This is a genomic window from Streptacidiphilus sp. ASG 303 (assembly GCF_020991365.1).
Lineage (GTDB): Bacteria > Actinomycetota > Actinomycetes > Streptomycetales > Streptomycetaceae > Peterkaempfera.
The window spans coordinates 405,600-425,012 of the sequence record NZ_JAJLRA010000002.1; the positions used below are offsets into that span (position 1 = coordinate 405,600).

General features: G+C 76.2%; 18 protein-coding genes and 2 riboswitches. Of the genes, 8 read left to right on the forward strand and 10 right to left on the reverse strand.

Features of this window, described 5'->3' with window-relative positions:
• Positions 1-74: 74 nt before the first annotated feature.
• A complete protein-coding gene (locus LO771_RS04470) occupies positions 75-1,055 on the reverse strand; it encodes a hypothetical protein (RefSeq protein ID WP_230648249.1) in 981 nt (326 codons plus the stop codon).
• Here LO771_RS04470 and LO771_RS04475 point away from each other — a divergent pair.
• Positions 1,032-1,250, forward strand: a complete 219-nt coding sequence (locus LO771_RS04475) for a hypothetical protein (protein ID WP_230648392.1) — start codon at positions 1,032-1,034, stop codon at positions 1,248-1,250. The genes LO771_RS04470 and LO771_RS04475 overlap by 24 nt on opposite strands.
• A 128-nt stretch (positions 1,251-1,378) precedes the next feature.
• Here the strand turns inward: LO771_RS04475 and LO771_RS04480 are convergent, their stop codons facing one another.
• The 4 genes from LO771_RS04480 to LO771_RS04495 all read right to left on the reverse strand — a co-directional run bounded on the left by LO771_RS04480 (position 1,379) and on the right by LO771_RS04495 (position 6,525).
• Positions 1,379-2,407 (reverse strand): NlpC/P60 family protein, encoded by a 1,029-nt coding sequence (locus LO771_RS04480; RefSeq protein ID WP_308188837.1) that lies wholly within the window; start codon positions 2,405-2,407, stop codon positions 1,379-1,381.
• A 307-nt stretch (positions 2,408-2,714) separates the two neighbouring features.
• The gene (locus LO771_RS04485) at positions 2,715-3,782 is read right to left on the reverse strand and encodes a C40 family peptidase (protein ID WP_230648251.1); all 1,068 of its coding nucleotides are present in this window, start codon (positions 3,780-3,782) and stop codon (positions 2,715-2,717) included.
• Positions 3,783-3,793: 11 nt separating this feature from the next.
• A riboswitch (cyclic di-AMP (ydaO/yuaA leader) is annotated at positions 3,794-3,945 on the reverse strand.
• 532 nt (positions 3,946-4,477) lie between these two features.
• Positions 4,478-6,115: an NYN domain-containing protein gene (locus LO771_RS04490; protein WP_230648252.1), complete on the reverse strand. Its 1,638-nt coding sequence runs from the start codon at positions 6,113-6,115 to the stop codon at positions 4,478-4,480.
• Between the two features lie 104 nt (positions 6,116-6,219).
• The gene (locus LO771_RS04495; protein WP_230648253.1) at positions 6,220-6,525 is read right to left on the reverse strand and encodes a hypothetical protein; all 306 of its coding nucleotides are present in this window, start codon (positions 6,523-6,525) and stop codon (positions 6,220-6,222) included.
• Between the two features lie 235 nt (positions 6,526-6,760).
• On the opposite strand from LO771_RS04495, the gene LO771_RS04500 reads away from it, so the two are divergent.
• Together LO771_RS04500 and LO771_RS04505 are read left to right on the forward strand one after the other, a co-directional pair.
• Positions 6,761-7,603, forward strand: a complete 843-nt coding sequence (locus LO771_RS04500) for a rhomboid family intramembrane serine protease (RefSeq protein WP_230648254.1) — start codon at positions 6,761-6,763, stop codon at positions 7,601-7,603.
• Positions 7,604-7,719: 116 nt separating this feature from the next.
• Positions 7,720-8,001: an Lrp/AsnC family transcriptional regulator gene (locus tag LO771_RS04505; protein ID WP_230648255.1), complete on the forward strand. Its 282-nt coding sequence runs from the start codon at positions 7,720-7,722 to the stop codon at positions 7,999-8,001.
• A gap of 100 nt (positions 8,002-8,101) precedes the next feature.
• On the opposite strand, the gene LO771_RS04510 is transcribed toward LO771_RS04505, so the two are convergent.
• The 3 genes from LO771_RS04510 to LO771_RS04520 form a co-directional block, all read right to left on the reverse strand.
• Positions 8,102-9,544, reverse strand: coding sequence for an aminotransferase class V-fold PLP-dependent enzyme (locus LO771_RS04510; RefSeq protein WP_230648256.1), 1,443 nt, complete (start codon positions 9,542-9,544; stop codon positions 8,102-8,104).
• Between the two features lie 261 nt (positions 9,545-9,805).
• Positions 9,806-9,923, reverse strand: a riboswitch (SAM riboswitch).
• Positions 9,924-10,030: 107 nt separating this feature from the next.
• A complete protein-coding gene (gene trpD, locus LO771_RS04515) occupies positions 10,031-11,104 on the reverse strand; it encodes an anthranilate phosphoribosyltransferase (RefSeq protein ID WP_230648257.1) in 1,074 nt (357 codons plus the stop codon).
• 169 nt (positions 11,105-11,273) lie between these two features.
• Positions 11,274-11,690 carry a hypothetical protein gene (locus tag LO771_RS04520; RefSeq protein ID WP_230648258.1) on the reverse strand — a complete coding sequence of 139 codons (417 nt, stop codon included), beginning with the start codon at positions 11,688-11,690 and terminating at the stop codon, positions 11,274-11,276.
• A gap of 173 nt (positions 11,691-11,863) precedes the next feature.
• Between LO771_RS04520 and LO771_RS04525 the strand changes: the two genes are divergently transcribed.
• From LO771_RS04525 to LO771_RS04545, 5 genes are all read left to right on the forward strand, one after another.
• On the forward strand, positions 11,864-12,484 hold the full coding sequence (locus LO771_RS04525; protein ID WP_230648259.1) for a heme-copper oxidase subunit III: 621 nt from the start codon (positions 11,864-11,866) through the stop codon (positions 12,482-12,484).
• Between the two features lie 68 nt (positions 12,485-12,552).
• Entirely contained in the window at positions 12,553-13,356 is an 804-nt protein-coding gene (locus LO771_RS04530) for a c-type cytochrome (RefSeq protein WP_230648260.1), read from the forward strand.
• Positions 13,353-14,417, forward strand: coding sequence for a ubiquinol-cytochrome c reductase iron-sulfur subunit (locus tag LO771_RS04535; RefSeq protein ID WP_230648261.1), 1,065 nt, complete (start codon positions 13,353-13,355; stop codon positions 14,415-14,417). Before LO771_RS04530 ends, LO771_RS04535 begins: the two co-directional genes overlap by 4 nt.
• Positions 14,414-16,072, forward strand: coding sequence for a cytochrome bc complex cytochrome b subunit (locus tag LO771_RS04540; protein WP_230648262.1), 1,659 nt, complete (start codon positions 14,414-14,416; stop codon positions 16,070-16,072). The genes LO771_RS04535 and LO771_RS04540 overlap by 4 nt, the downstream gene beginning before the upstream one ends.
• Before the next feature lie 243 nt (positions 16,073-16,315).
• On the forward strand, positions 16,316-16,684 hold the full coding sequence (locus tag LO771_RS04545; RefSeq protein ID WP_230648263.1) for a GntR family transcriptional regulator: 369 nt from the start codon (positions 16,316-16,318) through the stop codon (positions 16,682-16,684).
• A gap of 137 nt (positions 16,685-16,821) precedes the next feature.
• On the opposite strand, the gene LO771_RS04550 is transcribed toward LO771_RS04545, so the two are convergent.
• Positions 16,822-17,568, reverse strand: coding sequence for a hypothetical protein (locus LO771_RS04550; RefSeq protein WP_230648264.1), 747 nt, complete (start codon positions 17,566-17,568; stop codon positions 16,822-16,824).
• Positions 17,569-17,794: 226 nt separating this feature from the next.
• Positions 17,795-19,222, reverse strand: coding sequence for an Ig-like domain-containing protein (locus LO771_RS04555; RefSeq protein WP_230648265.1), 1,428 nt, complete (start codon positions 19,220-19,222; stop codon positions 17,795-17,797).
• Positions 19,223-19,413: the final 191 nt, after the last annotated feature.

The following is a 19,413-nucleotide window of genomic DNA, read 5'->3' on the forward strand; positions in this document are numbered from 1 at the left end:
CGCCCGGCAGGGCCAAGCATCGCAAAGCGGCGCCGCCCGTGCGAGGAGGGCCGCGCAGGGCCGGCGGCCGGTGCTCAGCCGAGCGCGGTCCGCAGGGCGGCGCGCCAGTCCCGGGTGAAGGCGTCGAGGCCGGTGCCGAGGGTGCGGCGCAGGGCGCGGTCGACGACGGCGGCGCGGTCGGCGGACCGGTCGGAGGGGGGCGGTCCCCCGGCGGCGACGGCGCGGTAGAGCGCGGTCAGGCGCTGCGGGCCGTGGCGGCGGGCGACGAGGTCGCAGGCGAACCAGGCCGACTCGTAGGCCTGGGCCAGGCCGGTCGCGGTGGTGGCGAAGTCGGCGTCGGCCGGCAGCGCCCGCGGCAGGCGCCCGGCGGCGACGTCGGCGGCCAGTTCGGGGGCGACCAGGCGGGCGGTGCGCCCGGCGCCGAGGTAGGCGGTCCAGTCGGCGGCGCCCTCGGAGAGCCACAGCGGCGTCCAGGGCCGGGTGGCGGCCCGGGTGGCGACGTGGACGGCCTCGTGGGCGGTGACGACCCGGCGCCCGAGGGTGCTCAGCCCGTGGTAGGCCTCCGGGTTCACCAGGATGCGGTCCGCCGGGGCGGCGGGGGCGCCGGGCGCGGCGGTGGTGACGGCGGCGATGTTCCGGTACTCGGCGGCGGTGGCGTCCAGCAGGCGGGCGAGCTGGTCCAGCGAGGCGGGCGCGTACAGCAGCAGCCGCCCGGCCCAGCCCGCGCCCCAGACGGCGCCGACGGCGGGGACGGCGCGGTCGGCCTCCCGGGCGAGGGCGCGGAGGTCGTCCTCGGGGGCGAGGCCGAGGACGAGGGAGTGCCGGCCGTGCACCGCCCGCACCGTGCCGAGGTCCCACAGCAGGGCGCTCCCGACGGGGTCGTCGGCGGCCACCAGCCAGCGCCCTCCGGCGGGCACGAGCGCGAGGCGCCGGGTGGCGCTGGCGGGGAGGCGGTCGTAGCCGGCGATGCGGTGGTCGAGCTGCACCTCGGCGGCGAGGCCGGCGGCGGTGCGCTCGAGGCGCACCAGGCGGTGGGCGTACGCGGCCAGCGGCACCTGCGCGGTGCGCTCCAGCAGCCCGTCCTGGAGGGGGCGCAGGGCCGGGGCGGCGGTGGCGGCGAGCGCGGCGGGGTCGCGGCGCAGGACGGCGTCGGCCCGGCGGGCGAGCAGGGCCTCGACCTCGCGCCGGGCCTCCGGCGGCGCGGCGGCGGGCCGGGCGCCGGCGGGGGCGGGCCGGACGGGGGCGGGTGACGGGGCCCGCAGCGGGGACAGTTGGAGGAGTCCGCCGGCGGCGAGCAGCAGCGCGCCCCGGCGGCCGATCCGGCGGCCGCCGCCCGGTATGGCGGGGGCCGCTCCTGCCGCGTCCGCCCCGGTCGCGCTCAGACGCGCACCACGGCCGCGACGGGCATGGTGTCGACCCGCTCGTAGCGGACCCGGGCTCCGGGGTAGGGCGCGTGGATGATGGTGCCGCCTCCGACGTACATGCCGACATGGTGCATGTCACCGTAGTAGATGACGAGGTCCCCCGGCCTGGCGTCGGCCAGCGGGACGCGGCGGCCCGCACCCGCCTGGCCCTGGGAGGTGCGGGGCAGGGCCACTCCGGCCTTCGCCCAGGCCCAGGAGGTCAGCCCGGAGCAGTCGAAGGCGTGGGGGCCTGCGGCGCCGAAGAAGTACGGGGAGCCGAGGGCGGAGGTGGCGGCGGCGACGGCGGCCGCGGCCCGGTTGTCGGCGGGGGCCGGGAGGGCGGCGAGGGCCGTGCGCCCCGCGCCGCGGCCGGCGCGCAGCTCCGCCCCGCGGGCGTCGTCCGCGGCGAGGCGGGCGCGCTGTGCGGCGCTGAGCGTGCCGAGGAGGGCGCGGGCCCGGCCGAGCCGGTCCTGGATCTGCCGCTTGTCGCGGGCGAGGGAGCTGCGGACCCGTTCGAGCTCGGCGAGCCGGGCGTCCGCCTCGGCGCGCTGCTGGGCCAGGGCGCGCTGCCGGGCGGTGACCTCGCGCAGGGCGTCGGCCTGCTGGGCGGCGAGGCGGTCCACCACGGTGGCGCCGTCGAGGTAGTGGGCGGGGTCGGAGGAGAGCATCAGCTGCACGCCGGGGTCGATGCCGCCGGAGCGGTACTCGGCGCCGGCGACCTGGCCGAGGTCGCCGAGCATGCGGTTGACCGCGTCCTGGCCGCGGGCGAGCCGGTCCTGGAGGTCGGCGGCCTCGGTGCGGAGCGTGCGGAGGCGCTCGCGGGCGCCGTCGTAGCGCTCGGTGGCGGCCTCGGCCTGGGCGTAGAGCGCGTCGACCTGCTGCCTGACGTCCTGTTCGGAGGGCTGCCGGGGCGGGGCGGCCGGGGCGCCCGGGGTGCCGGGGGCGGCCTGCGCGGCGGCGGCCGCGGACAGGGCGAGGGCGCCGGCGGCGGCCGTGGTGAGCACGGCGGCACGGGTCCGGCCGGGTTGCCGGGGACGTCGGTGGGTGGCCAACGCGGGTGCGCTCCCTTCGTCCTGCCGCCCCCGGAGGGGCGGTGGTCCGGGGGCAGAGGCTAGTGACAGCGGCCCCGTCTGTCCAAATTGCCGTTTGTCATAACTTTTGACCCCTCTTCGGAAAGCCCTGCTGGAGGGGCCGGCGCGGGCGGGCCAGGGGCGCGAAGACCGGCGCGCACGGCTCGTACGCGCCGGTCCGGAACGCCGAGGGCCCGGCACCCCGAGGGGGTGCCGGGCCCTGGACGGGGCCGACGGTGCGTCAGATGCGGACGATCTTGGCGATCGGCATCACGGTCGCGGACTCGTAGCGGACCACCGCGCCGGTGTGCGGGGCGTGGATGATCTGCCCGTTGCCCACGTACATGCCCACGTGGCTCATGCTGCCCGGGTAGTAGATGATCAGGTCGCCGGGCTTGGCGTCGGCGATGCTGGTGCCGACGTAGGTGCCGGCGCCGGCCTGGGCCTGCGAGGTGCGCGGCAGCGAGACGCCGGCCTGGTTGTAGGCCCACAGCATCAGGCCGGAGCAGTCGAAGGTCGACGGGCCGGTGGAGCCGTAGACGTACGGCGAGCCCAGGCGGGTCTCCGCGGCGCGGATGGCGGCGGCCGCGTAGCTGGAGGCGCCGACGGTGCTGGCGCTGCCGCCGCCGGTGCTCAGGTTCGTGCGCTGGGCGGCGCGGGAGGCGCGCTGGGCCGCGGCGGTCTCGGCGGCCTGGAGCGCGGCACGCTCCTGCGCGGTGAGCGTGTTGAGCAGGGACTGCGCCTTGGAGAGCTTCTGCTGGACCTCGCTCTTGGCGTCCTTGAGCTCCTTGGCGGTGCTGTCCAGCTCGGCGAGCTTCTGCTGCGCCTCGGCCTTGTCCTGGTCCAGCTTGCGCTGCTTCTCCTGCAGCTGGCGGAGGGTGTCGGCCTGCTGGGCGCTGACCTGGTCCAGCGAGGACGCCTTGTCCAGGAACTGGCTCGGGTCGGAGGAGAGCATCAGCTGCACGGTCGGGTCGATGCCGCCCGAGCGGTACTGGGAGGAGGCGAGCTGCCCCAGCGTGCCCTGCATGGTGGAGACCTCGGCCTGCTGCCGGGCGACCTGGTCCTGCAGGTCGTTGACCTGCTTCTGCAGCTCGTGCTGCTTCTCCTTGGCGCCGTCGTACTTCTCCGTCGCCACCTCGGCCTGCTCGTTGAGCTTGTCGACCTGGGCCTTCACGGACTCCTTGGTCGGCTTCGGGGCCGCGCTGGCGGCTCCGGCCTGCGCGGAGATCGCGACGGCGGTGGCGGCGGCGGCGGTCAGGACGGAGATCCGCGCGCGGCTCGGCTGCTTGGGACGGCGGTGGGTCGCCACGAAGGCGGGCTCCATTCTTCCAACGGCCGCCTACCGGGTGAGCTGACGGGTTCGGGCCTGGAAGGCGCCCTACGACGTCTCAGCCGCTGCGAAGCCGGCTCTGACGCCGATTCACCCCGAGGAAGGTGGTTCCCCGGCTCCGATCCGACGGCGTCCCCTGGAGGAGGGCACAGCTGCCCTGCCGCATCTCGAACTCGGCGGGAGCCCCCGCCGTCACCCGGTCGGGTGATCGCCGTGCGGTGGCTCGACGCCAGACACTAGTAACTCGACTGTGATCCGTTCAAATCCTTGTAGGTAAAAACTCCCGGCGGGAGCGGTATTTGTTCGGAAGTGACACGGGCGGTAGCCGTGACATAACCGAGAGCCGATCGTTAGGGACCTGCCGACGGCCCGTATCCGGAAAAACCGTCACGTCCGTTGTGTCCGCATTGCCGCTTCCGTCCGGCCTCCTGGTGCGGGGTCAGCCGACGCACGGGACCGGTGGGGCCTCCGGGACCGGTGGGCGGCCCGCCGGGGTCGCCCCGACGCCCTCCCCGCCCACCGCGGCGCCCACCGCGGCGCCCTCCGCACCGCCGCGCCCGGGCGGCGCCGCCGGGCGGACCGCCCCGCCCGCCGTCCCGCCCGCGGAGGCGGTTCCGGACGCCCCGGGGGACGGGCACGGCCACGCCCCGGGCGGCCGCCGGCCCCCGGCCCGCTCAGGTGCGGACGAGACGCTTCAGCAGCAGGGCGGAGGAGACCGGCCGCGCCCCCGCCCGCCTCACCCCGTCGGCCACCTCGCGGTCGGAGGAGACCACCACCACCGGACGCCCGGCCGGCTCGGCCCGGACCAGCCGCCGGATCAGCTCGTCCGCCGTCTCCCCGGTGCGGCTGAACCGCACCCGCACGCCCCGGGGCGGCGCCATGATCACCGGCGCGTCCAGGTCCTGCCCGTCGAAGACGCAGGTCACCTCGGCACCGCTCTGCGCCGCCAGCATGGACAGCCCGCCGAGCAGCCGGACCCGCTGCTGCTCCAGCGGCAGCGAGGGGTAGCCGGTCTTGGTGACGTTGTACCCGTCCACCAGCAGGTGGACCTGCGGCAGTGCCAGGAGCTGGTCGAGCAGCGCCGGGTCGTCCTCCGCCAGCGCCCGCCGGGCGACGTCGTGCGGCGACGCCGACGCGGGCGCGACCGCCTCCACCAGGTCGGCCGGGCGCAGACCGGAGACCGGCAGCGCCAGCTCCCGCTGGAGGCCCTGCGCGGCGTGCAGCACGGTGTCCAGGAGCAGCCGCAGCCGCATGTCGTCGGCGCTGCGGCCCTCACGGGCCGTGCGGCGGGCCGCCTCCAGGGCCGACTCGGCCTCGGCGAGCCGGTGCCGCAGCCGCCGCGCCTCGCCCTCGGCGGCGCTGCGCTCGGCCTGGGCGGCGACCCGCGCCGTCTCCAGCTCGGCGGCGACCTTGCGGGTGGCGGCCTCCGCCCTGCGGGTGTCGCTCTCCAGGCTGCGGATCCGCTTGCGCAGCGTCTCGGACTCCCGCCGGGCGGCGTCCAGTTCGGCGCGCAGCCGGTCGGCGTCGGCCCGGGAGGAGGAGCGCAGCGCCGCCAGCTCGGCCTGGAGCTTCTCCGCCAGGCGCGCGGCCTCGGCGGCACTGCCCTCCGCACCGGCCCGCTCGGCCTCCTCGCCGGCCTCGGCCACCAGGCGGCTCCAGCCCGGCGGGCGCACCAGGTACGCGGCGGCGGCGACGTCCATGGGGTCGGCGGCGGCGGGGGCGGCGCCGGCCTCCAGCGAGCGCACCAGCTCGGGCTGGCCGAGGCGCAGCCGGTCGGCGATCCGCAGCCGGAAGGCCGGTTCGGCGGCCAGGGCGGCGGCGAGCGCGGTGGCGGCGTAGCGGGCCCGCCGGGCGGGGGTGAACTTGGCGTACGGGCGCAGGCCGGCGGGCAGTTCGGCGGCGGGCAGGCTGCCGAGCGCGTCCGCCGCTATGCCGACGACGCGGCGGCGCACGGCCTCGGGCAGCGGGCGGTCGAGCTGCTCGCCCCCGCCGGCCGCGCCGGGGTGCGGGTCCGTGCCGGCGGCAGGGCCGGAGGCGGGCCGGACGGCGGGACCGGCGGCGGGCGGCGGCCCCGCCGGGACCGGGGCGGTGCCGGGCGCGGCGGCGTCGGGAGCGGGGCTGCCGGGAGCGGCGGCGTCGGGAGCGGGGCTGCCGGGAGCGGCGGCGTCGGGAGCGGGGCTGCCGGGAGCGGAGGTGCCGGGAGCGCCGGACGGGCCGGGACCGGCGTCCGTCCCGTGCCCGGTGCCGCCGTCCGCGCTCCGCACAGGGGTCCGCCCCTGCGGCCCGGCGGCCGCCCCAGCTCTGTCCACCACGTCCTCGACTCCGATCCGTCTTGTCAGGCGCCTCCCCGTACACCGCCCCCGCATTGTCCCGCGTGCCGGTTCCTGCCCGGCGCCGCGCCGCCCGAACCGCGCCGTCAGCCCTGCGGAGCGCCTCCCGCGGACTCCCCGCCCGGCCGGCCGGCCGCCTCCTGCGCGGCCGCGGTCTCGGCGGCCCCCGGGCGGTCGACGAGCTCCACCTGGTCCACCGCGTTGCACCAGCGGCAGCGGACCGACTCCACGGTCTCGCTCAGCACCTGCCGCTCCTCGACGCGGGACTCGCCGGCGAGGTCGAGGTGGACGAACTCCACCACGCGGGAGGACCGCGTGACGTCGAAGCGGGTCAGGTTGCCGCACAGCGTGCAGCGCCAACGGGTCGCTTCGGTGGGCACGGGGACAGGCATGGGAGGGTCCTCTCGGTCGTCCCGGTCGATCGCGTACGCAAACCCTATGGCCTGCGGCGCCGCCCGCGGGCACCGCGTTCGCACCTCGGGACGCACCGGCCCGGGGGGCCCGGGTCCGCACGGCGCCCGCGGTCGCGCCGCGGCCCCGGGGGCCGCCCCGGTGCGGGGCGCGGGGCTCGCCCGTCCGCACCAGCCCGCCGTGTCGGCCCGGCGGCGCCGAGGCATGCTGCGAACCATGGTGATCCCGGTGCACGACGACAACCCGGTCCGCAGGCCGCCCCTGGTGACCTACGCGCTGATCGCGGTGAACGCCGTCGTCTTCGCCGCCGGCCCGGCCTCCGGCCTCGACCCGTCGCCCGGCCCTGCGCAGCGGCGGGCGTGCGCCGTGCAGCGGTACGACCAGCGGTGGGGGGCCGTCCCCCGGGAGCTGCTCACCAACCGCGTCCTCTCCCCCGCCGAGCTCCCGCCCCCCGCCCCCGGCGCCCCGCGCTGCCCGCCGGCCCCCGTGCGGGGGAAGGTGCCGGTGCTCTCGGCGGTCACCTCGCTCTTCGTGCACGGCGGCTGGCTGCACCTGCTGGGCAACCTGCTCTTCCTGCTCGTCTTCGGCAACAGCGTCGAGGACCGGATGGGCCGGCTGCGCTTCCTCGGCTTCTACCTGGGCATGGGGGCGCTGGCGGCGTACGGGTACGCCCTGGCCGAGATCCACACCGCGGAGGCCGTCCGCAGCCTGATCGGGGCGTCGGGCGCGATCGCCGGGGTGCTGGGCGCGTACCTGCGCCTCCACCCCCGGGCGCGGGTGACCAGCCTGGTGCCGCTGCTGCTCTTCCTGCCGCTGCGCTTCCCCGCCTGGCTGGTGCTGGGGTCGTGGTTCGCGGTGCAGTGGTGGCTGGCGCACTCCGAGGACGGGGCGGCGCCGGGTGTCGCCTACCTGGCCCACGTGATCGGCTTCGCCGGGGGGTTCGTCTGCACGTGGCTCCTGTACGGACGGCGGCGGCGCGCCCCGCTGCCGCCGGCGCCACCGGCCGCACCGGCGCCGGACCCGGCCCCGCCCCGCGAGGCCGACCCCGACCCCGTCTGAACGGGGCCGGTGCCCGAGCCCCGCCGGGGGCACGGCCCGGCACCCTGCACCCCTCCGGCCGGCCGGGCTCAGTACGCTGGCTGACGGCCGTCCCCCCTTCCGCCCAGGAGACCTGTGTGATCACCGCGATCGTGCTCATCAAGACCACCGTCGACCGGATCCCCGAGATCGCGGAGACCGTCGCCGCCCTGGACGGCGTCAGCGAGGTCTACTCCGTCACCGGCACGTACGACCTGGTCGCGATGGTCCGGGTGCGCCGGCACGAGGACCTCGCCGAGGTGATCCCCGGTCGGCTCAACAAGGTCCCCGGCGTGCTGCACACCGAGACGCACATCGCCTTCCGCACCTACTCGCAGCACGACCTGGAGACGGCCTTCGCCCTGGGCCTGGACGAGTAGCCCCGCCGGTCCCGCCCCCGGGGCTCGCCGGTCCCGCCCCCGGGGCTCGCCGATCCCGCCCCCCGGGCCCGGGGGCGGGGGCGGCGGCCGGCGGCGCCGGTCAGCGGCGGCGGGTGTCCGGCACGCAGCGGCCGCCCTCGGTCCGGTACGACCAGCGGGCGCCCTCGGCGACCAGCTCCCGCAGCGCCGCCAGGAACCGCTCGACGTGCTCGTCGGGGGTGCCCGCCCCGAAGCTGACCCGCACCGCGTTCAGGCTCCGCCCGCCGGGGAGGGACGCGTCGGGCGCGCCGCACGCGGAGGGCTCCTCCCCGGTACCGCCGAGCAGCGTGCGCACCAGCGGGTGGGCGCAGAAGAGGCCGTCGCGCACCCCGATGCCGTACTCGGCGGAGAGTGCGGCGGCGACGTGCGAGCTGTTCCAGCCGCGGACCGTGAAGGAGAGCACCCCGACCCGCGGGTGGTCCTCGCCGAACAGGGTGAGCACCCGCACCCCGGGGACCTCCGCCAGCCCCTCCCGGAGCCGGGCGAGGAGCCGCTGCTCGCGGGCCCGCAGCGCCTCGAAGCCCGCCTGGGTGAGCGCCCGGCAGGCGGAGGCGACGGCGTGGGCGCCGACGACGTTGGGCGAACCGGCCTCGTGGCGGGCCGGGCCGCGGTGCCAGTCGACGGCGAGCGCGCCGCCGGCCTGCCGGGCTACCGTGCGGCTGGCGCCGCCCCCGGCCAGGTACGGCTCGGCGGCGTCCAGCCAGTCGGCGCGCCCGGCGAGCACGCCCGCGCCGAACGGCGCGTAGAGCTTGTGGCCGGAGAAGGCCGCCCAGTCCACGCCCAGCTCCCGCACGGAGACCCGCTCGTGCGGGGCGAGCTGGGCCGCGTCCAGCACCACCCGGGCGCCGTGGCGGTGGGCGGCGGCGGCGAGCTCGGCGACCGGCCAGACCTCGCCGGTGACGTTGGAGGCGCCGGTGACGCAGAGCAGCGCGGGCCCGTCCGGGCCGTCCGCCAGCGCCTCCTCCACGGCGGCGACGGCCTGCTGCGGCGAGCGGGGGGCGGGCAGGCAGGTCAGGGTGATCCCCTCGCGGCGCCAGGGCAGCAGCGCGGCGTGGTGCTCGGTCTCGAAGACGAGGACGCGGGTGCCCGCGGGCACGGCGGAGGCCAGCAGGTTGAGGGAGTCGGTGGTGGAGCGGGTGAAGACGACCTGGTCGCCGTCGCGCAGGTCGAGGAAGGCGGCGACCGTCCGGCGGCTCTCCTCGAAGAGGTCGGTGGAGAGCTGGGAGAGGTACCCGGCGCCGCGGTGCACGCTGCCGTAGAGGGGGGCGTAGGCGGCGACGTCGTCCCAGACCCGGCGCAGGGCCGGGGCGCTGGCGGCCTGGTCGAGCGCGGCGTACGGCACCCGGCGGCCGTCGGCGAGGGGGACCTCCACGTCGGTGCCGAGCACCGGCAGGGGCGCGTCGGCGGCGGCCGGGGCAGCAGCAGCCGGGGCAACGGCGGTCGGGGCAACGGCGGTCGGGACGGCGGCGGCCGGGGCGGCGGCGTACGCGGAACGGACGGTCATGGCGGTGCTCCAGGGGGCGCGAAGGCGTGCGGGGGCGGGCGCCGGACGGGCGCGGGCAGGGCCGACCGTGGCGCGGCGGTGCCGCACCGGACGGGTGGTGCAGCCGGGAGGGCTGCGAGGGGGTCGGCCCCGGGGCCGGGGAGGGCGCGCGGACGGGGGCGCACGGATCCGGCCGTGGGGAGGGGAGGCCTGCGGCCTCTAGCGCATTCGCTGCTTCACGGGTGGACTCCTCGGGACAGGACCCCCGGACGTGGCACGAGGGGTCCGCGCTTGCCGCGGGGCGTCTGCCGCACGGCCCGGTCCTCACCCGGGGCACCCCGCCACGGACGGAGGGTTGCCGGACAGCCGGCCGGGGCCTTGGTGGCTGTCACTCGTGACCTGCCGAGGAGTATGCCAGGGCCCGGCCGCCCCCGCAGCCGCCGTCCGGGATGCGGACGGGAGGTGCGGCGGCGGCCGGGCCTGCGGAGCGGGTCCGGCGCGGCGGGGTCAGCCCCGCTGGGTGGCGGCGGCCCAGCGCTCCAGGGTCCGCTGCGCGGCGCCGGAGTCGACGGCCTCCGCCGCGCGGGCGACGCCCGCGGCCAGCTGCCCGGTGAGCGGCGCACCGGTGAGGTCCAGGGCGGTGAGGGCGGCCGCCGCGTTGAGGAGCACCGCGTCCCGCACCGGCCCGCGCTCGCCGGCGAACAGGCGGCGGGCCACCTCGGCGTTGTGGGAGGCGTCGGCGCCGCGCAGCGCCTCGATGCCGACGAGCGGGATGTCCAGGTCGCGCGGGTCGAAGGCGGTCTCGGTGACGGCGCCGTCGCGGACCACCCAGACGTGGGAGGTGCCGGTGACGGTGAGCTCGTCGAGGCCGTCGTCACCGCGGAAGACCAGGCCGGTGGAGCCGCGCCGGGCGAGCACGCCCGCCATGATCCCGGCCATCCGGGGGTCGAAGCAGCCGATGGCGGAGGCGGTGACGCGCGCCGGGTTGGTGAGCGGGCCCAGGAAGTTGAACGCGGTGGGGACGCCCAGTTCGCGGCGGGCCGGGGCCGCGTGCCGCATCGCGGGGTGGAACCTCGCCGCGAAGCAGAAGGTGATGCCGGTCTCCTCCGCGACCTCGGCCACCCGGCGGGCGGACAGGTCGAGGGAGATGCCGAGCTTCTCCAGGACGTCGGAGGAGCCGCTCGCGGAGGAGGCGGCGCGGTTGCCGTGCTTGACGACCTTGGCGCCGGCCGCCGCGGCGACGATCGCCGCCATGGTGGAGATGTTGACGGTCCTGGCCCGGTCGCCGCCGGTGCCGACGATGTCGACGGCGGGTCCGGGGATCTCCAGCGGCTCGGCGTGGGCGTACATCGCGTCGACCAGGCCGCCGACCTCGTCCACGGTCTCGCCCTTGGCGCGCAGCGCCACCATGAAGCCGGCGACCTGGGCCGGGGTGGCCTCCCCGCTCATGATCCGGTCCATGGCCCAGGAGGTGTCGGCCGCGGTGAGGTCCTGGCGCTGCAGCAGGGCAGCGAGGACGTCCGGCCAGGACCGTGCCTGCACGGGGTCGACGCCTCCGTACGCAGGTGACACGTTCGCCATGACCAACTCCAGCCTTCGCCTCGGGACAGATGGGAGAGGAGAAGGCCCACCCTATCCAGCCGGGGAGGCGCGACGCCCGGAGCCGGGCCTCCCGTCCCACCGTGCGGACGGGCCGGAGGGCTTCGGCGCGCCGGGCCCGGGCCGCGGGTCCGGGCCCGGCCGGGGGCGCTCAGGAGGCGGCGTGCGCCCGTCCGGCGGTACGGGCCCGCAGCAGTTCGGCGGCGGCGCCGGCCAGCGCGACCGGGTCGACGGGGTGGGGGACGGCGGCGTCGGCGCGGCTCCAGGCGGCCAGCCAGGTGTCCTGCGGGCGGCCGATGAGGACGAGCACCGGCGGGGCCTGGTAGATCTCGTCCTTCAGCTGGCGGCACAGGCCCATGCCGCCGGCGGGCGCCGCCTCGCCGTCGAGGACGCAGAGGTCGACGCCCCCCGCGTCGAGCGCGCGGACCACCGCGGGCGCCGTGGCGCACTCCAGGTACTCCACCTCGGGCAGGTCGGCGGCGGGGCGCCGGCCGAGGGCGAGGCGGACCTGCTCGCGGGTGGTGCGGTCGTCGCTGTAGACGAGGACGGTGACGGTCTCGTGCGCCATGGACGGTGCCCCCGGGGCTCGGCGGGATGTGATCGGGACCACTTCGACTGCTGCTGGATGGTACTCCCGATCAGGGCCGCCGACACCCCGCGTGAGCCGTTGGAGGGTACGTCGTCCACCGGACACACCGAGGGAGGACCCCCGGAGTGAAGGCTGAATAAGGGACCGACATAATGTCGGACGTGGCGACAGCAACAGCAGTAGAAACCGGGCACGCGCACGGATCGGTCAACCGGCCGAACATGGTCAGCGTCGGAACCATCGTCTGGCTGAGTTCCGAGCTGATGTTCTTCGCGGCCCTCTTCGCGATGTACTTCACGCTCCGGTCCGTGACGGGGCCCGCGTTCTGGCACGAGAAGGCGGCGGCGCTCAACGTCCCCTTCTCCGCGACCAACACCACGATCCTGGTGCTCTCCTCGTTCACCTGCCAGATGGGTGTCTTCGCCGCCGAGCGCGGCGACGTGAAGAAGCTCCGGTCGTGGTTCACGGTCACCTTCATCATGGGCGCGATCTTCGTCGGCGGTCAGATCTTCGAGTACACGGAGCTGGTCAAGAAGGACGGCCTGTCGCTGTCCTCGGACCCGTACGGCACCGTGTTCTACCTGACCACCGGCTTCCACGGGCTCCACGTGACCGGTGGACTGATCGCGTTCCTGCTGGTCCTCGGCCGCACGTACGCCGCCAGGCGGTTCACGCACGAGCAGGCCACGGCCGCGATCGTCGTGTCCTACTACTGGCACTTCGTCGACGTCGTCTGGATCGGCCTCTTCGCGACCATCTACCTGATCAAGTAGCGGTCCCGGGCCGACCCGCCTGCCGACCAGACACCCAGACGACCAAGATCCTGACACCGGGGTTATCCGTGAAAAAGCTCTCCGCACGACGGCGCCACCCGCTGGCGGCGCTTGTCGTCCTACTCTTCGCGCTGGCGGCCACCGGGGGGCTGTACGCCGCGTTCGCGCCCGCCGGGACGGCGCAGGCCGACTCCTCCTCGCAGTCGCTCGCGATCGAGGAGGGCAAGAAGCTCTACGCCGTCGGCTGCTCCTCCTGCCACGGCCTGAACGGCCAGGGCGGCACCGACGGCCCGAGCCTCGTCGGCGTGGGCTCCGCCGCGGTCGACTTCCAGGTCGGCACGGGCCGCATGCCGGCCCAGCAGCCCGGCGCGCAGGTGCCCGCGAAGAAGAACATCTACTCGCAGGCCCAGATCGACCAGCTCGCCGCGTACGTCGCGTCCTTCGGCCCCGGGCCGGTGGCCCCGACCAAGGACCAGTACGACACGGCCAAGGGCGACGTCTCCGCCGGTGGAGAGCTGTTCCGCACCAACTGCGCGCAGTGCCACAACTTCGCGGGCAAGGGCGGCGCCCTGACCCACGGCAAGTACGCCCCGGCGCTGGACAACACCTCCCCGAAGCACATCTACGAGGCCATGCAGACCGGCCCGCAGAACATGCCGGCGTTCCCGGACTCGGTGATGCCCGAGAAGCAGAAGCGCGACATCGTCGCCTTCGTGCGCCACACCGCCGAGGCCCCGTCGCCCGGCGGCATGGACCTCGGCAGCCTCGGCCCGGTGACCGAGGGCCTGTTCGGCTGGATCTTCGGACTCGGCGCCCTGATCGCCGTCGCCATCTGGGTCGCCGCCCACACCTCCAAGGCCAAGAAGTCATGAGCCACGACATGTCAGAAGAGAAGCTGCCGGAGCACCGCGGCTCCGAGGGCCACGAGGTCGCCGTCCACGACGACCCGTTCGCCGACCCGGGGCTGCCGCCCCACGAGGTCCGCCGCACGGACATCGACGAGCGCGCCGCGAGGCGCGCCGAGCGCCAGGTCGCGCTGCTGTTCACGGTCTCGATGCTGGCCACCATCGGCTTCATCGCCTCCTACGTGGTCTTCCCGATCGACCAGATCGTGTTCATCTGGCCGTTCGGCCACGTCAGCAGCCTGAACTTCGCCCTGGGCACCACCCTGGGCGCGGCGCTGTTCTGCATCGGCGCGGGCGCGGTCCACTGGGCCCGCACGCTGATGTCGGACGTCGAGGTCGCCGACGAGCGCCACCCGATCGAGGCCCCCGAGGACGTCCGCGCCAAGGTCATCTCCGACTTCAAGGCGGGCGCCGAGGAGAGCGGCTTCGGCCGCCGCAAGCTGCTCCGCAACACGCTGATCGGCTCGATGGCCCTGGTGCCGCTCTCCGGCGTGGTGCTGCTCCGCGACCTCGGGCCGCTGCCCGGGAAGAAGCTGGAGCACACCGGCTGGGACGCGGCCACCCCCGCCAAGCCGATCAAGCTCGTCTCGATGAACACCGACGAGCCCCTCAAGGCCGAGGACGTCACCGTCGGCTCGCTGGTCTTCGCCAAGCCCCAGGGCCTCTCCGAGGCGTCCGAGGGCTTCCAGCAGGCCATCGCCAAGGACGCGGTCATGCTCGTGCGCATCGCGCCGGAGGACATCAAGGACCGCCCCTCGCGCGAGATGGGCTTCGATGGCATCCTGGCCTTCTCGAAGATCTGCACGCACGTGGGCTGCCCGATCAGCCTGTACGAGCAGCAGACCCACCACGTGCTGTGCCCGTGCCACCAGTCGACCTTCGACCTGTCGGACGGCGCCCGCGTGATCTTCGGCCCGGCGGGCCACCCCCTGCCGCAGCTGAAGATCAAGACCGACGCGGACGGCAACCTCATCGCCACGGGTGACTTCAACGCCCCCGTCGGCCCGAGCTACTGGGAGCGCGCATGAGTGCCGCGAGCGGCGCCGCCTCAGGCGGCGCGAAGCCGAGCAGCAGCCGCGCGAAGCCGGCCAACAAGGCCGAGGCGGCTGCCGACTGGGCGGACGGCCGGCTGGGCATCTACAGCCTGGCCAAGTCCAACCTGCGGAAGATCTTCCCGGACCACTGGTCCTTCATGCTGGGCGAGATCTGCCTCTACACCTTCATCATCATCATCCTGACCGGCGTCTACCTCACGCTCTTCTTCAAGCCGAGCATGGGCGAGGTCGTCTACCACGGCTCCTACATGCCGCTGAACGGCATCAGGATGTCCGAGGCGTACGCCTCGACGCTGGACATCAGCTTCGACGTCCGCGGCGGTCTGCTCATCCGGCAGATCCACCACTGGGCGGCCATCCTCTTCGTGGCCGCGATGCTGGTCCACATGATGCGCGTCTTCTTCACCGGCGCGTTCCGCAAGCCGCGTGAGATCAACTGGATCTTCGGCGCCATGCTGCTGATCCTGGGCATGTTCGACGGCTTCATGGGCTACTCGCTCCCCGACGACCTGCTGTCGGGCACCGGCATCCGGTTCATGGAGGGCGCGGTCCTGGCGGTGCCGATCGTCGGCACCTACCTGCAGATGTTCCTGTTCGGCGGGCAGTTCCCCGGCGACGACATCATCCCGCGCCTGTTCACCGTGCACGTGCTGCTGATCCCGGGCATCATGCTGGGCCTGCTGGTGGCCCACCTGATCCTGGTCTTCTACCACAAGCACACCCAGTTCGCCGGTCCCGGCCGGACCGAGAAGAACGTCGTGGGCATGCCCCTCATGCCCGTCTACATGGCGAAGGCCGGCGGCTTCTTCTTCCTGGTCTTCGGCGTGACCTCGGTGGTCTCCGCGATCGCCACGGTCAACCCGATCTGGGCGTATGGCCCGTACCGCCCGGACCAGGTGTCGACCGACGCCCAGCCCGACTGGTACATGGGCTTCTCCGAGGGCCTCATCCGGCTCATGCCGGGCTGGGAGATCCGGGCCTGGGGCCACACCCTGAACCTGGGCGTGTTCATCCCGCTGATGATCTTCCCGCTGGTCCTCGTGGCCATCTGGGTGTACCCGTTCATCGAGGCCTGGGTCACCGGCGACAAGCGCGAGCACCACATCGCCGACCGCCCGCGCAACGCCCCGGTCCGCACCTCCTTCGGTGCGGCGTGGATCAGCCTCTACCTCGTCCTGCTGGTCGCGGGCGGCAACGACCTGTTCGCCACCCACTTCCACATGTCGATCAACTCGATCACCTGGACGATGCGGATCGCGTTCTTCGTGGTGCCGGTCCTGACGTTCATCGTCACGAAGCGGATCTGCATGGGCCTGCAGCGGCGCGACCGCGACAAGGTCCTGCACGGACGCGAGAGCGGCATCATCAAGCGCCTGCCGCACGGCGAGTTCATCGAGGTCCACGAGCCGCTCAGCCCGGCCCAGCTGCACAAGCTGACCGCGCACGACCAGCTCCGTCCGGTCGAGCTGCCCGCCGCGGTGGACGAGAACGGCGTCAAGCGCAAGATCACGCGCTCGCAGAAGCTGCGGGCGAAGCTGTCCCGCGGCTACTTCGGCGAGGAGGGCCAGATCGCCAAGCCCACCGCCGAGGAGTACCGCGAGATCACCAGCGGCCACGGCCACCACTGACGCTCCCCGGAGCAGTCGCCACACCAGCAGGGCCCGTCCCCGGCAGCAGCCGGGGGCGGGCCCTCGGCCTTTGCCCGGCTCCCCCGCCCGGAGCCCGCGTCCCGGAGCCTCCGGCCCCGGCCCGCCCCGGCCCGCGCTGCCGCCACAATGGGGTCCACCGCCACCGCGCCGCGCCGTCCGCCACCGGACCGGGCCGCCGGCGGCCGGAACCCGCAGCCGGAACGAACCCGAGGGACCCGCACCGTGCAGATCACCGTCGACCCGTCCTCCCCCGTCCCGCCCTACGAGCAGGTCCGCGCCCGGATCGCCGAGCTGGCCCGCTCCGGGGAGCTGCCCACCGGCCACCGGCTGCCCGCCGTCCGGGCCCTGGCCTCCGACCTGGGCCTGGCCGCGAACACGGTGGCCCGCGCCTACCGGGAGCTGGAGGCGGACGGCGTCGTGGAGACCCGGGGCCGGCACGGCACGGTGATCGCGGCGGCCGGGGACGCGGCCCACCGCCGGGCGGCGGCCGCCGCCGCCGAGTACGCCGGACGCGCCCGGCACCTGGGCCTGGACCACGACGAGGCCCTGGCGGCCGCGGTGACGGCCCTGCGGGCCGCGTACGGCGGCTGACGGGGCCGCCCCGGGCGGGCCCACGGGCCGGGAGTGCCCACAGGGCCGACGGAGGCCGTGGGAGGCCGGTGAGGCCGGTGAGGGGACGGCGAGGCGTCTGCGGCCCCGGCGAGGGGCCGGGGGCGGTCCGCGCGGGGTCAGCGGGGCCCGGCGGGCCGGGCGGCGGTGGTCGGGGCCGACGGGACGGCCCGCGGGACCGGGGCGGCCCGGCCCGGCGCGCGGACCCGCCCGCCGGGCGGCGCCGGCGGGGAGGACGGTCCGGCGGAGGCGGGCGGCTGCGGGAAGGGGACCGCCGGGGAGTCTCCGGGCGACGCGGCGGCACCGGGCCCGTGGGCGCAGAAATCCCGGGGGAAGGGCGCCACGGGCAGGCCGCGCGCCAGGCGGGACCGGACACTGCGGCAGAACGAGGTGGCGCCCGGCCCGGCCGCGCCGGCGGGCTCGTGGGCCCGGCCGGCGAACCGCGCGTGACGGCGGCAGTGGAGGGCGAGGCCGGGGTCGAGGGTCCGGTCGCCGGCGGCGGCCCGCCGGTCGACGGCCGAGCAGGTCGGGCTGGGGCCCTCGGCGGAGCGCAGCCCCAGCCGCCCGGCCTGGCGGCGCAGGTCCTCCATCGCGGCGGACTCCTGCCGGTCGCAGGCGACGGCCCGGGCGGTGTCGACGGCGCGTCCCGCGTCGAGTGCGGAGGTGAGGGCGGCGCAGTCGGCGGACTGGCTGGCCCCGAGGACCCTGACCTGCGGGAGGTGCTCCCGGGCCGGCGCCGCACCGCCCCCGGAGAGCGCCCCCAGGGCGGCGGCGGCCGTGCCGGCGGCCAGCAGGGCGCCCACCAGCAGGCCGCCGAGGACCGGCGCCCCCCTGCGGCGCTCAGCAGGACGATCGGCACCGTCCATGGTCACCCTCCTCCCTTCCCTTCCTCTCCCTTCCCGGCCGCCGCGGACAGCCGGGGGTCCCTCCGGCGGCCGGGCCTCGGCCGCCTGCCGGGGCCGGGCGGCGCCCCGCACGGTCCGGGCCGCGGCGGCCGGACGCCTCCGGCCGGCCGGTCCGGACGGTGCCGCCGGACGGCCCCGGCCGTGCGCCCCCGTACCGCACGGCCCGCGGGCCGTACGGCGGCCCCGCTCAGAGCAGCGGTGCGAGCGCTCCGGCGGGCGCCGCGGCGCCGCCGGCCGTACCGGCCCCGGCCGTCGCCCCGGTCGCCGCCCCGGCTCCGGCCGCGGCGACGGGCGCCGCGGGGGGACCGGCGGTGGAGACCGCCTGCCCGGCGGCCGACCCGGCCAGCCACTGGCTCCAGGTGAGGTTCCAGTCGCCGAACCCGTTGCCGAACGGCTCCATCATGTGGCCGTTGCTGCGGACCACCCGGACGATGTCGCCGAGCCGGACCTGCCCGTAGAACCAGTGGGCGTCCTCGGTGGACATGCCGGTGCAGCCGTGGCTGACGTTGGCGTGGCCCTGCGCGGCCACCGACCAGGGCGCGGCGTGCACGTACTCGCCGCTCCAGGTGACCCGGGTCGCCCACTGCACGTCCAGGCTGTAGGCCTCGGAGCTGCCGGCGGCGATGCCGACGGTCTCCCCGTCCATGCGGACCTCGGCCTCCTGGCCCAGCACGACCTTGACGCCGTTGCGGGTCTCGAAGCCGGGCTTGCCGGTGGTCACCGGGAGGGTCCGGACGAGTCTGCCGTTGCGGCGGAACTCCATGTGGTCGGTCACCGCGTCGACCAGGGCCTCCACCCGGTCGCCGGTGCGGAAGGAGATGCGGCTGGGCGCTCCCCCGTACAGGCCCGGCCGGATGTGCCGCCCCTGGGCGTCGAAGGCGACCTGGACGGCGGCGTGGGCGGGCCAGTACTGCTGCGGCCGGAAGTGCAGGGTGCTGTCGTCGACCCAGTGCCAGGCGCCGGTGACGGCGGGCTGGGAGGTGACCCGGAGGCCGTGCTCGACGGAGGCGCGGGCGGCGCGGTCGTGGACCGGCCGGGAGAGCTGGACGGTGACGGGCTCGCCGACGCCGTAGACGGCGGCCGCGCCCTCCTGGCCGCCGGCCGGGCCGAGGACGGCGGTCAGCAGCGAGGTCCCCGGCCGGGTGGAGAGGGCGGCGGTGGTCCCGCCCCGGCCGCCGCGGCCGTCGTCGGCGCCGACCCGGACCGTGTAGCGGGCCCCGGCGGCCAGCGGGGAGGTGCTGCGCCAGGTCCGCCCGTCGGCGCTGAGGCGCCCGGTGACCTGCCGTCCGTCCGCGGCGGCCACCGTGACGTCGGTGAGGCGGCCGCGGGCCAGGGTGACGGTCAGCGCGGTGGAGGGGTCGGCGACGGTGCCCGCGGCCGGGGTGAGCCGGACCAGCGGTGCGATGTCGACGGCCCGGGGCGGCGCGACGGCGTCCTGGGGGGCGCGGGAGGGGGAGGTGCACGACCCGAGCAGGACGAGGGAGCCGGCCAGGACGGCGGGGAGCGCCGCCCTGCCCCGGCGCCGCCGGCGGGACCCGACCGGGCGGAGCCTGCCCGACGGTGACGCACCGGCCGGGGACGCACCGTTGTGCGGTGTTCCTGCCGCAGTGCCCATCGCTGCCTCCGCATCGCCGAAGATCCTTCACATCGTAGGAAGAGCGGACGGAGGGGGCCCTCCACGCCGGGCGCGGTTCGTCCGCACGGGTGAACCGCTCACCCGTACGGACGCGCGGACAGGCGCGCGGACGCGGACGCACGGACGGAGACGCACGGACGGCCGGGGCCGGGCACCTCGGAAGGTGCCCG

Excerpts from the sequence above, each read along its gene's own strand:
- LO771_RS04495 (WP_230648253.1), bottom strand. The coding sequence starts at position 6,525 with ATGCCTGTCCCCGTGCCCACCGAAGCGACCCGTTGGCGCTGCACGCTG.
- LO771_RS04500 (WP_230648254.1), top strand. The coding sequence starts at position 6,761 with ATGGTGATCCCGGTGCACGACGACAACCCGGTCCGCAGGCCGCCCCTG.
- LO771_RS04510 (WP_230648256.1), bottom strand. The coding sequence starts at position 9,544 with ATGACCGTCCGTTCCGCGTACGCCGCCGCCCCGGCCGCCGCCGTCCCG.
- trpD (WP_230648257.1), bottom strand. The coding sequence starts at position 11,104 with ATGGCGAACGTGTCACCTGCGTACGGAGGCGTCGACCCCGTGCAGGCA.
- LO771_RS04520 (WP_230648258.1), bottom strand. The coding sequence starts at position 11,690 with ATGGCGCACGAGACCGTCACCGTCCTCGTCTACAGCGACGACCGCACC.
- LO771_RS04525 (WP_230648259.1), top strand. The coding sequence starts at position 11,864 with ATGTCGGACGTGGCGACAGCAACAGCAGTAGAAACCGGGCACGCGCAC.
- LO771_RS04535 (WP_230648261.1), top strand. The coding sequence starts at position 13,353 with ATGAGCCACGACATGTCAGAAGAGAAGCTGCCGGAGCACCGCGGCTCC.
- LO771_RS04540 (WP_230648262.1), top strand. The coding sequence starts at position 14,414 with ATGAGTGCCGCGAGCGGCGCCGCCTCAGGCGGCGCGAAGCCGAGCAGC.
- LO771_RS04550 (WP_230648264.1), bottom strand. The coding sequence starts at position 17,568 with ATGGACGGTGCCGATCGTCCTGCTGAGCGCCGCAGGGGGGCGCCGGTC.
- LO771_RS04555 (WP_230648265.1), bottom strand. The coding sequence starts at position 19,222 with ATGGGCACTGCGGCAGGAACACCGCACAACGGTGCGTCCCCGGCCGGT.